Raw genomic sequence first — 12560 nt, forward strand, 5'->3', positions numbered from 1 at the left:
TTTACTATATTGGAATATAAAAAAGAAGCTATAATATATAGCTTCTTTCTAAATCTTTTTAATTTCTTTGCACTTTATACTCTACAACTTTCCCCTCATTATCAAATTGCAAAATAAGATGTTCACTATCTATTGAAATAAAACCACGTTCATTTCCAAGGTAGTACGAAGTGGTAGCCCCCATTTCTAAATTTCTTGTTTCAGTAGGAGCTCCTAACAATTTTGTAATTTCTTCATTTGATTTCCCTATTAATTTATATTTTTGTAATAGATCATCTACCATATGTACCCGTTTCTCTTCAGCATTTAACCACCGATTTTGATTAAACTTTGAAGTGTATTTATTCATACTTAATTGCCCTGTGCACACTAACAATAGAATGCAACCTACTATCATTACACCTAGCATTTGCTTCTTTTCTTTATTACGATTTACAGAAACATGTAAGACGAACTTTTGAATCATGACTAATAAAATAAATGGCACGACTACTACAAAAACACTCTTTACACTTAATGACACATGAACTATATCAATAATGAAAATAAACGCAAGATACATTACTATATACAAACAAAAATACACATACAAAATCCCCCGCAACATAGCGCTCAGAAAGCCCCCCTTTTTAATTCATTATATAATTCATCCGGCTAATGATTTCTCGAAGTTTTTCTAATTCTTGATCTGTATATATTACTTTCCCTGTTAAGATTTCATTTCTGAAGAACGTTACAATTTGCTCTCTATCTTTTAATCTCGGCGTTTTTTCTTCAGAAAGATCTAGCACTTCTTTTCCACTCTCATTATAAAAATATACAATAGGTTTTACGTTTTCTTTTACAATATCAACTTGCATTTCTTTCAAAAAATTGTATAGAATGTAAGATAGTTTCTTCGCTCTATATACTGGATTCCCTTCATTTTTCACTTGTATCGTTAATGAATCTTCACCTGTAATGTATTCAAACGTCTCTTCTTTCTCAACTTCTTGTTGATACTTACCAATTTCATCAATCATAAATGAATATATACTAGCATTTTCTTTCGTTACACCATGAATTAATTTTCCTGTCCACTTTTTCGTCTCAAGTAGATAAATACCAGTTTTACATAAAATGAGATGATGAATTCGAAAATCGTTTCCTCCACGCTTATTTCTAATAAAAACATTCGGCATAATATGAAATTCATTATCTAGTATTATTCCTTGCTCTATAAAACCTCGCTTCATATAATGTAATGTTTCGTGTGTGTTCACTTCAGCGCCATTTTTAGTATACTCTCGTAAATCTACAATTAACTTTTGAAACATATGTATTTCGTTACTATGTTTATCTTGCATTTCACTACGTTCTTTACTATGCTGCATAGCTAATTGATTTTTCATCATACGCATATTTTCAAGTTCTCTATTTGCACTTACTTGTAAATCATTGTATTTTTTCTGTTCCATATTTTTCAACGTATTTTGTTGTTCTTTATGCTCTGTAACCGTAGCTGCAATTTCGTTTTCATACGTTTCAATTGCTTGCTTCTTTTCAAACTCTACTTGCTGACTCTCTGATTCTAACTGTTTATTTTTATAGAACAGCACGAATACAGCAGCTAATAATAGTAAAATCATACCTATTAGCACATAATCCATATAATGACTCCTTTATTTCATTTTCGATTATTTCCAAACATATATCAATTATATTATACTATGTTATCAATATGTATTTTGTAAAAAATATGTGTTTTTAATAAAAAAGGCCCCGTAATTACAAGGCCTTTTGTAAACTTCCCTTATTTTGTAGTAAGTACATATTGTAGTAAAGTCCTTGTTTACTAAGTAACTCTTGATGTGTTCCTCTTTCAATAATTTCCCCTTCATGCATAACAAATATTTGATCCGCATCTTGGATTGTTGACAATCTGTGTGCAATCGCTATCGTTGTTCTACCTTTTCGCATTTGCTGCAATGCCGTTTGGATAGCCTCCTCTGTTTCTGTATCAATATTTGCCGTCGCTTCATCTAACACTAATACTTTCGGATTAGTTGCTATCGTTCTAGCAAAAGCAATTAATTGCCTTTGACCACTAGAAAACGCAGCTCCTCTTTCGACTACTTCTGTATCATATTTCTCTGGTAATTTTTCAATAAACGTATTCGCTTGCACAAATCGCGCTGCTTCTTCTATCTCTTCATCCGTTATCTCTTCATTATACATACGAATGTTTTGCTTTACATTTCCAGCAAATAAAAATGCGTCCTGCAGCACAAGACCAATTTTCTTTCGAATTTCTTGTTCTTCAAACTTCTCTAAACCCACTCCGTCTATTACAATATTACCTGATTTAATAGTGTAGAATCTCATTAATAAATTCATAATTGTACTCTTACCACTACCAGTGTGTCCAACGAAAGCAACCGTTTGCCCCGGCTTTACGTGAAAAGATACATTTTTTAAAACGTCACGCTTTCCATCATATGAAAAAGTAACATCTTTAAACTGAATTTCCCCGTTAACTACTCGTGGATTTTCACTCCCCATTTGAGCAGGAGCTAAATCTTTATCATCCATTAAATGAAATACACGCGATGATGAAACGAGCGCTTGTTGGAAGAAAGATAGTTTCATCATCATCTCATTTACTGGCTGGAAGAAACGATGTATATAATTAACGAAAGCATATAAAACTCCTACTTCAACAGGACTCTTTAAAGCGTCAATTCCAAATAAACCAAGAACTAACGCAATTGCTACAATATGAACAAGATCTGTTGCTGGACGTAAAAGTAATGCATCTAATTTCAATGTACGACGTCCAGCACTATAATGCTTGTTGTTCACTTCTTCAAACTCTTTTCTCATCCGCTTTTCTTGCCGGAACACTTGAACAATATTCATTCCTTGAATGGACTCATTTAACTTTGCATTTAATACACTCAGTTGATTACGTACCTCTAAATAAAAAGCGGCACTTTTCCGGCGATACAGCACCATAATCGCAAACATAATTGGAATTAATATGAGAGAAAATAATGCTAATTTTACATCTAATAAAAACATCGCTACTAAAATCCCTACTAAAAAGACTACATTTTTCACGAATGTTGATAGTACACTAACATAAAAATCCTTAATCGCTTCCGTATCATTCGTTATACGAGATACAAGTGTACCAATCGGCGTACGATCAAAGAAACTTAATGACAATTTTTGAACATGTTCATACACTTCAACTCGCATATCTTGAACAATCTTAAAAGCGATATTTTGAAAGTACAATAAGTCTAAATACGTAAATAATACTTTTAATAAGTGAGCAATAATATACACTACAAATAGAGTAACAAGTGCTGATTGTTCAAAGTTACGTGGTACTAAGTGTTCATCAAGAAATTGTTTAATTAAAAAAGGACCCATCATTTCAGTTACAGTTGCACCAACTAGAAATAAAAATGCTAACGCTAATAACCCTTTATATGGTCTCATATAAGAAAGCAATCTCCTTAAATCACTCCGCTTTTTCTCAGCCATCATACGCCTCCTTTCTCTACCAACGCCTCTAACTGCTGGCTTTCATACATTTCTTTATACCAACCATTTTCGTTCATTAGTTGTTCATGTGTTCCTCGCTGCATAACCTTACCTTCATCAATAACAAGAATAAGATTTGCATGCTGAATGGCACTTAATCGGTGCGCAGTAATAATCGTCGTTTTCTCTGCCCTTTCTCGTTTCAATGCAGTTAATATAGTTTCTTCTGTTTTTGCATCTACAGCTGATAAACAATCATCTAAAATTAAAATTTCAGCATTCGTTAATAACGCACGTGCAATTGAAATCCGCTGTTTTTGGCCTCCTGATAGCGAAACCCCTCTTTCACCTACTACCGTTTCATATCCTTCCGAAAATTGAATAATATCATTATGAATACAAGCAATCTCAGCGGCCCTGCTAATTTCTTTATATGTAGCATCGGCCTTTCCAAAAGCAATGTTCTCTCCAATACTCGCTGAAAATAAAAAGTGATCTTGTGGTACGTATGAAATGGCAGAACGCACACCGTGAAGTGTTAAATCTCGAATATCCCGCTCCCCAACTTTTAATTCACCATTAAAGTGATCATACTCTCGAATTAAACATTTTAACAACGTCGTCTTCCCTGCACCGGTACGTCCTACAATTCCTAACGTTTCACCTTTTCTTAAATTAAAGTAAATATCGTTTAAGTTTAATTGTTCATTCTTTTTATAAGAAAACGAATCAACAGCGAACGAAACATCACCACTTGCTATAGTATGTATAGCATTTTCTTTATTCACTACATCTGAAGTTTGTGAAAGTATTTTCTCCACACGATCATACGAAGCACGTCCACGCTCCATAATATTAAACAACCACCCAAAGGCTAACATTGGCCACACAAGAGTCCCTAAGTATGTTGTAAATGTTACCAATTCCCCTACAGTTAATTCACCTCGTACGACTAATAATGATCCGTAACAAATTGCGATTAAAAAGGAAAATCCGACAATAAGAGAAATCGTTGGATCGAATAACGAGTCGATACGTGCAACTAACATATTTTTATGTACGACATCTTCTGATTTTTTGCGAAACGCTTGTAAATCCTCTTTCTCTTGTCCAAGTGAGCGAATTACCTTCATCCCACTCATACTTTCTTGTACTTTATCATTGATTTCCGAAAACGATTGCTGCGCTTTATGAAACCTTTTATGCAATAAAGTTCCATAATAATTTGTCGAAATCGCTACAATCGGCATAGGAATTAAGCTTAACAATGTTAACTTCCAGCTAATTGTAAAACCCATCGCTACGAGTACACACCCTCCAACAGCTAATGAATCAACTAGTGTTAAAACACCCGATCCAGCAGTTTGCTGAATCGCTTGAATATCATTGGTCGCATGCGCCATCAAATCACCCGTACGGCGTGATTGATAAAAAGATGGGCTCATCTTTGTAAAATGTTCATATAAATTTTTTCGTAATTGACGGGCTATTTTTAACGAAGATCCAAAAATCATAATACGCCATAAATAACGTAATATATACATAGTAATCCCTACAACTACTAACAGAATAACCCACTTCAGCAATTTTTCAGACGTTAATGTTCCATTATTAATTTCATCTACTACAATACCTAGTACTTTTGGGGCTACAAGCTCAAGAAGCGCGACACCAAATAACATAATAATTCCGATTATGTACGCTCGTTTTTCTTGTTTAAAAAACCACGCTAAATTAATAAATACCTTCATTTTTCTCCTCCTTCCATAAAATGAGCGATGTTTTCAGTTTACCAAAAATACAGAATTTTTAAAAGGTTCAAAACTTGCAACATAAAAAAGAAAAGACACTCTTAGCGAGTGTCTTTTAGCGCTTATTTTGTTTGTTGCTTGTTCATCGCGCTCATCATTTGATTGATTTTCTTTTGGGAAGGTTTTTGTCCCATTTGCATCATCATCATTTTTAACATTTGTTCATTAATTGGTGGATTTTTTTGTAAGTAATTCATCATATATTTGCGGGCAATGAAAAATCCTAACGCCACGCCTGCTACTAGTGCTAATACGCCCACTAGAACACCTGACCAAATTGGCATATATTTTCCTCCTTCATGTTGTCTACCTTACAGTGTACTAAAACCTTTTCAATAAGACAAGATACAATTCGACATTTTTTACACATATGTTCGTACTTGTTTGAGAGGATTTAACCAACCGTACTTTTTATTTTCATAATCCATAGCTAAAAATGTTAATTCACACTTTCTTAACACCTCAAAGAAAGTTGTTTCCATGGATACATTCCCAGAGGTATTCATGCGAATATAGTGTGGTTTCACCATTATTTCGCCGTATTCCGATCCTGTATAAAGTGTATGTGTATGATGTGCTCTATCATATTTACCAAGAGCTCGCAAAGCTTGTTCTAATTTATGATGAATTTTCATTACTTGTAATGGCATTGTAATATACATCATTTGCTTATATAACACTTTTTTCTCCGAAAGGGACCCAGATTCTGAAAATCGAGCAAATAAATCAAAAAACAAATATTCACGACCAAAGTAAGTTTTCGCAATATCCTCTTGAATTAAATACAATTCATACGTTTTCATTTTTCCCCTCCCGATCTGGACAACCTTTTCCCTACATTATATAAAAGAAAATTTGCAATGATTGTCTGACTGCGGAGAGAGAAAAAACTTTTTCTGTCGAAAAAACTCAATTACATAGAAAAATCTCCCCATGCTGGAGAGATTTTTCTAAAATCATTAAAGCATTTCTTTTACTTTACGAACAACGTTCTCTACAGTAAATCCATACTCTTCCATAATTTTCTCACCAGGAGCAGAAGCACCGAATGTATCGATACCTAATACATCTCCATCAAGACCTACGTAACGGTGCCATCCGATTGTAGCACCCATTTCAATTGCGAAACGTTTCGTTACTGCTTTTGGTAATACAGATTCTTTGTACTCAGCAGTTTGAGCTTCAAAGCGATCCATAGATGGCATACTAACAACAGCTGCATCAACGCCGTCTGCTGCTAGAGCTTTTTGCGCTTCGATTGCTAAGCTTACTTCAGATCCAGTTGCAATTAGGATTACATCAGCAGTTTCTTTCTTGCTTGCAGAAACTACATACGCACCTTTTGCTACTTTTTCATACGTATCGTCTTTTGCACCTTCTAATGTTGGAAGATCTTGACGAGTTAATACTAGTGCAGTTGGTGTTTTTGTAGATTCTAGAGCTAATCTCCAAGCTGCAACAGATTCGTTACCGTCAGCTGGACGAATAACAGAAACGTTTGGCATTGCACGAAGCGCTGCTAATTGCTCAACTGGTTCATGTGTTGGACCATCTTCACCAACAGCAATACTGTCGTGTGTGAATACATACGTTACTGGCAATTGCATTAATGCTGCAAGACGAATTGCTGGACGTAAGTAGTCAGAGAATACGAAGAACGTACCACCGTAAGTTTTTAAACCGCCATGAAGTGCGATACCGTTCATTGCTGCACCCATTGCGAACTCACGTACACCGTACCAAATGTTTTTACCGCTGTAATCATCTCTTGTAAAGTCTTGTTCGTTATTCATATATGTTTTGTTAGAACCAGCAAGGTCAGCAGATCCACCGAAGAATGATGGTACAGACTCTGCAATTGCATTAATTACAGCACCAGAAGAATTACGTGTTGCTGCTTTAGATCCTAATTCATAAGTTGGTAAGTTTTGCTCCCAACCTTCTGGAAGTTGACCGTTCATTGCTGCTTGCAGTTCATTTGCTAATTCTGGATATGCTTGTGCATATTCACCTAACATTGTGTTCCACGCAGCTTGCGTCGTTTCACCAACATCTTGTACTGTTTTACGGAAGTTGTCATATACTTCTTCTGCTACATGGAAGTCTTGTTCAGCAGTCCAAGCGTATGCTTCTTTCGTTAATTTTGTTTCGTCTACACCAAGTGGAGAACCGTGTGAAGCTGATTTTCCTGATTTGTTTGGAGAACCGAAACCAATTGTCGTTCTTACTTCAATTAGCGTTGGGCGTTTTTCGTCAGCTTTCGCCTCTTCAATTGCTTTTGCGATTGCTTCGATATCGTTTCCATCCTCAACACGGATTACTTGCCATCCGTATGCTTTGTAACGATCTTCTACGCTTTCAGAGAATGAACGATTTAAATCGCCATCTAATGAAATATCGTTTGAATCGTAAAGCACAACAAGACGACCTAATTGTAAATGAGCAGCTAATGAAGATGCTTCAGCAGAAACGCCTTCCATTAAATCTCCATCACCACAAATAGCGTATGTATGATGATCTACTACATTATACGCATCACGGTTGTATTTAGCCGCTAAATGTCTTTCAGCCATTGCCATACCTACAGCAGTTGCAATACCTTGTCCAAGTGGACCAGTAGTTGCGTCTACACCTGCTGTATGACCGTACTCAGGATGTCCTGGAGTTTTGCTTCCCCATTGACGGAAGTTCTTTAAGTCATCCATTGTTACATCATAACCAGATAGGTGAAGTAGGCTGTATAATAACATTGAACCATGACCTGCAGATAATACGAAACGATCGCGGTTAAACCACGTTGGGTTATTTGGATTGTGTTTCATAAATTGAGTCCATAATGTATAAGCCATTGGTGCTGCACCCATCGGCATTCCTGGGTGACCAGAGTTTGCTTTTTCAATCGCATCAATGGATAATGTGCGAATCGTATTGATAGAAAGTTGTTCGATTGAATGTGACATGCTATTCTTCCCTTCGCGTATGTTAGTAAACGTTTTATACATTTATATGATAGCTTCCCACGCAAGATTATACAACATGTATCGACAAATATGTTGATGTTTTTTTGATTCCCCATAAAAAAAACCAATGATTCCGGGAATGTATGGGCATTCAATATGACATACTTTTTTATTATTTTTATTATTTTTATTTTAGAAAGAAAGGGAATTGTCTGTATATTTATTCATCATTTTCAAATTCCATAATGCAAAATATATCCTTCCCCTTTTTTCACTCTTCGAAGCAATCGAATAAAAAATTCTAATTCCCGGCATAATTTATCTCGATTAATTACATATCTCTCGTATTCCCCATCAGTATTATTATCATTTTCCCATTGAAACCGTCCCGTCAGTTCAATTGTTTCTGGCGCTAGAGAAAACATACTAACTAGCAAACCAAATAACCGTTCTGCTACCACTGCCCCTTTTTGTTCAATTTTTGTAATACCATAATAATGAATTCCAAATCCTTCTGCTCTTTTTGCTGGATGATAGACTGGAATCCAATGGATAAAATCTAATAGATATACGATGATCTCATCACTTAATACAACACACTCATCTATCGTGGCCTCTTCTTTATACAAAAAACAATCTTCAATCCAATTCACACCTTTAAGATCCAAACCTTTTTTTTCATATGAAACAAATACAAATTCATGCTGTAAAGCCAAGGTATCCCCCCTGTTATTCAATGATTTACATATTAATTACTCTTATTATATAAAAGAAGCACCTTCTATAGGTGCTTCTAAAATAATTTATACGAGTTTCTTCCGAATCGAACTTGAAATAAAGTCAATTATAATTACCATGAAAATGATGCCTAATAAAATAATTCCCACACGCGACCAATTTCGTGAGCTTAGTGCAAAAATTAAGGGTGTACCAATTCCGCCTGCTCCAATAACTCCTAAAATTGAAGCGGAGCGTACATTAATTTCAAACCTATATAACGTATATGACAAAAAATCTGGTAATACTTGTGGTAATACTGCATGCCACAGTATTTGAAAACGATTCGCTCCTGTTGCTATCAACGCTTCTGTCGGTCCCTTATCTATATTTTCAATTCCTTCCGAATATAGTTTCCCTAGCATTCCAATAGAATGTAACCCTAAAGCTAGTACTCCTGCAAAAGATCCTGGACCAACAGCTTTTATAAATAAAAGAGCCATAACTAATTCTGGAAATGTACGGACAAAACTTAGTACAAATTTTCCTGTTCCAGAAGTCAATTTTCCTGTACTCATATTTGTTGCTGCCCAAAATGCAAATGGTACAGATAAAAAGGCAGAGATAAATGTACCTAATATCGCAATTGCTAACGTATCAATTAAACCATGTAATAAATCTTCACCATCTGGCAAAGAGACATACGACCAATCAGGGTTCAATACCCCTGTCATAATTGCTTTTGTAATTTCACCTGCTGTATCCTTTATTCCCTCTAGTGGTACTCCTGAAAAGGCCCATACATAGATAACTGTAAGTGCTATAAAAATAAACCAGCGATATACACTTGGTTTCTTCGGTTTTGGCACGATTATCGTCGTTTTACTCATTATAATTTCTCCCGCAACAATGTACTTATATAATCAATTAGCAATACAACAACAAGTGTATAAATAATAATAGAAGCCGTTTGTTGGTATTGTAAAAATCCAAGTGTACGATCATAATACAACCCAATGCCACCTGCTCCTACTAAACCTAGAACAGCTGCTGCACGTACATTCACCTCAAATGTATAGAGTACATAGGAGACAAAGTGCGCTTTTACTTGCGGAATTACCCCATAAACAATCCATTGCACCTTATTCGCTCCTACAGCTGTCATCGCTTCTAATGGACCTGGGTCAATTGATTCAATAGACTCATACAATAATTTTGCTACGAGTCCAACCGAAAAAAATGTAAGAGCCAAAATACCTGGTAATGGTCCTATCCCAAAAATCGCTACAAAAATAGCCGCTAATAATAAATCTGGTATCGTTCGTATAAAATTTAAAATCAATCGAGCTGGACTGTACAAAAATGCGCTAGTAAACACATTACTTGCAGCAAATAGTGCAAGTGGAACGGCTAAAATCGCTCCTAAAGTCGTCCCAATAATCGCCATACGGATTGTATCTAACATTGCTGTTGTAATAACTTGAAAATAACTCCAATCTGGCGGCACCATTTCCTTCAATAAATCCATCATATTTGGAAAACCAGCTACTAGTTTTGAAAATGATGCATCCACCTGCACACTACTGCCCCACAACAGTACAATAACGAGAATAACCGTTAACATATGTTTCAATTTACTTGGTGGCTTCGGTATCGATTTCGAATATATCGTCACGTCATTCATTTAGCTGCCACCTCTAATAATTCGCTTTTTTGAGCTACATTCCCATAAATTTCAGCAAATTTTTCATCCGTTGCCTCTTCTACTAAACCATCAAAAACAATTTCCCCCGCATGTAACCCAATAATGCGTGTAGCATATTGTCTAGCTAAATCAATAGAATGTAAGTTTACAATTGTCGTAATTCCAAAATCTTCATTAATTTTTTTCAAATCATCCATTACTTGCTTTGTTGTGAGCGGATCTAACGATGCAACAGGTTCATCAGCCAATATGATTTTCGCTTCTTGCGCCAATGCTCTCGCTATCGATACACGTTGCTGTTGCCCTCCTGATAATTCATCAGCCCGTGCATATGCCTTTTCTAAAATATTCACTCTTTTCAACGCCTGAAATGCAAGCTCCAAATCTTCTTTCGGAAACATACCTAGCGTTGTACGCAATGTCGAATGATAGCCAACCCGACCAGCTAATACATTCTTTAGTACCGTTGATCGCTTCACAAGGTTAAAGCTTTGAAAAATCATCCCAATATCTCGGCGCATGCGTCGTAATCCTTTTCCTTTTGCAACAGTAATAGACTCACCTTCAATAATGATTTCTCCTTCTGTAATCTTATGAAGGCGATTTACGGATCTGAGAAGTGTAGATTTTCCAGCCCCAGATAGCCCGACCATGACAACAAACTCACCTTTTTGAATTTTCAAGTTTATATTATTCAATCCTTTTGTACCATTTGGATACACTTTGGAAACATTTCGAAACTCTATCAAACCTATTACCTACCTTCTATGTATTCTCAACAACTGAAAAACGGCAAACTAACTGAAATCACTCACGTTCCAGTTAGTCGCCATTTCCATATGTATTATTGCGTTTTCACTTGCTTTCCATATTCACGAACGATATCAAATTTACTATCATCAGATTTAACATATCCTTCATGCGAGTATACTTCTTTAATGATTTTGCGTCCTTCCTCATTCTTTCCAATTTCGATAAAAGCATCTTGCAATTTCTTACTCCACTCTGCATCTAAATCAGAGCGTACAGAAATCGTATCATTTGGAATTTTCTCCGTGAATTTCACTATTTTCGTTTGATCAAATATATTCGGATAATCTTTTTTTACAATATTACGAGCATCTTGGAATACTACAGCTGCATCTACATCACCATTTAAAAGAGCAATAAGGGCCTGATCGTGACCTTTTAATGTAACAGGTTTCACATCTTTCAACGGATCAATTCCCTCTTTTAACAGTACAGCTGCAGGCCATACGTATCCCGCTGATGATGTTACATCTTGATAACCAATTTTTTTACCTTTTAAATCTTTTACACTATTTATATTAGAATCTTTCTTAACAACAAACTCAGATTTATAAAAATCCACTAAATCTTTTGTCGGAGCTCCTGTTTCATCCTCTACCCCAAAACGTTGCGCCTGTAAAATTACATTTGCAGCCTTTTTCTCATGCGCTAACACATACGCTGTTGGAGGTAAGAAACCTACATCTACTTGCTTAGATGCCATTGCTTCTACAATTGTATTGTAATTCGTTGAAATACTAACTTTTACCGGAATGTTTAATTTATCACTTAATAACTTTTCCAATGGTTTTGCCTTAGCTTCTAACGTATCTGCATTTTGAGAAGGAACAAATTGAACATTTAACGTCTTTGGTACATATCCTTTTTTCGTATCTTCATTTTTACTTGCACTTGATTCCTTCGTTCCACAGCCACTTAATAATCCCGCTGCTAGTACAACTGTTGTGCTCATTGCAAAAATTTTTTTCAACATGTTAATGCCTCCATTTTTTATTGTCATAAAATAACCTTCCATAAACATGAAGA

General features: G+C 35.5%; 12 protein-coding genes. All 12 read right to left on the reverse strand.

Going from position 1 to position 12560, the window contains the following annotated elements:
• Positions 1-58: 58 nt before the first annotated feature.
• The 12 genes from COC96_RS20660 to COC96_RS20715 all read right to left on the reverse strand — a co-directional run bounded on the left by COC96_RS20660 (position 59) and on the right by COC96_RS20715 (position 12507).
• Positions 59-607: a hypothetical protein gene (locus tag COC96_RS20660; RefSeq protein WP_098266997.1), complete on the reverse strand. Its 549-nt coding sequence runs from the start codon at positions 605-607 to the stop codon at positions 59-61.
• 22 nt (positions 608-629) lie between these two features.
• The gene (locus COC96_RS20665; protein WP_098266996.1) at positions 630-1649 is read right to left on the reverse strand and encodes a nuclease-related domain-containing protein; all 1020 of its coding nucleotides are present in this window, start codon (positions 1647-1649) and stop codon (positions 630-632) included.
• 118 nt (positions 1650-1767) lie between these two features.
• On the reverse strand, positions 1768-3531 hold the full coding sequence (locus COC96_RS20670) for an ABC transporter ATP-binding protein (protein WP_098769280.1): 1764 nt from the start codon (positions 3529-3531) through the stop codon (positions 1768-1770).
• A complete protein-coding gene (locus COC96_RS20675) occupies positions 3531-5282 on the reverse strand; it encodes an ABC transporter transmembrane domain-containing protein (protein WP_098769281.1) in 1752 nt (583 codons plus the stop codon). The genes COC96_RS20670 and COC96_RS20675 overlap by 1 nt, the downstream gene beginning before the upstream one ends.
• A gap of 122 nt (positions 5283-5404) precedes the next feature.
• On the reverse strand, positions 5405-5626 hold the full coding sequence (locus COC96_RS20680) for a YneF family protein (protein ID WP_097902823.1): 222 nt from the start codon (positions 5624-5626) through the stop codon (positions 5405-5407).
• A gap of 78 nt (positions 5627-5704) precedes the next feature.
• Positions 5705-6145, reverse strand: a complete 441-nt coding sequence (gene sirA / locus COC96_RS20685; RefSeq protein WP_097902824.1) for a sporulation inhibitor of replication protein SirA — start codon at positions 6143-6145, stop codon at positions 5705-5707.
• Positions 6146-6301: 156 nt separating this feature from the next.
• On the reverse strand, positions 6302-8302 hold the full coding sequence (gene tkt / locus COC96_RS20690) for a transketolase (protein ID WP_098769282.1): 2001 nt from the start codon (positions 8300-8302) through the stop codon (positions 6302-6304).
• A 233-nt stretch (positions 8303-8535) separates the two neighbouring features.
• Complete coding sequence (locus COC96_RS20695; RefSeq protein WP_098266992.1) at positions 8536-9018, reverse strand: coproporphyrinogen III oxidase; 483 nt, start codon at positions 9016-9018, stop codon at positions 8536-8538.
• 87 nt (positions 9019-9105) lie between these two features.
• A complete protein-coding gene (gene phnE, locus COC96_RS20700) occupies positions 9106-9909 on the reverse strand; it encodes a phosphonate ABC transporter, permease protein PhnE (RefSeq protein WP_097902827.1) in 804 nt (267 codons plus the stop codon).
• Positions 9909-10703 (reverse strand): phosphonate ABC transporter, permease protein PhnE, encoded by a 795-nt coding sequence (phnE, locus tag COC96_RS20705; RefSeq protein ID WP_098266991.1) that lies wholly within the window; start codon positions 10701-10703, stop codon positions 9909-9911. Before phnE (COC96_RS20705) ends, phnE (COC96_RS20700) begins: the two co-directional genes overlap by 1 nt.
• The gene (phnC, locus tag COC96_RS20710; protein ID WP_098769283.1) at positions 10700-11473 is read right to left on the reverse strand and encodes a phosphonate ABC transporter ATP-binding protein; all 774 of its coding nucleotides are present in this window, start codon (positions 11471-11473) and stop codon (positions 10700-10702) included. Before phnC ends, phnE (COC96_RS20705) begins: the two co-directional genes overlap by 4 nt.
• A 95-nt stretch (positions 11474-11568) precedes the next feature.
• Positions 11569-12507, reverse strand: coding sequence for a phosphate/phosphite/phosphonate ABC transporter substrate-binding protein (locus COC96_RS20715; protein WP_141536161.1), 939 nt, complete (start codon positions 12505-12507; stop codon positions 11569-11571).
• Positions 12508-12560: the final 53 nt, after the last annotated feature.

The organism is Bacillus cereus, from assembly GCF_002577405.1.
In the GTDB taxonomy this organism is placed as follows: domain Bacteria; phylum Bacillota; class Bacilli; order Bacillales; family Bacillaceae_G; genus Bacillus_A; species Bacillus_A cereus_AU.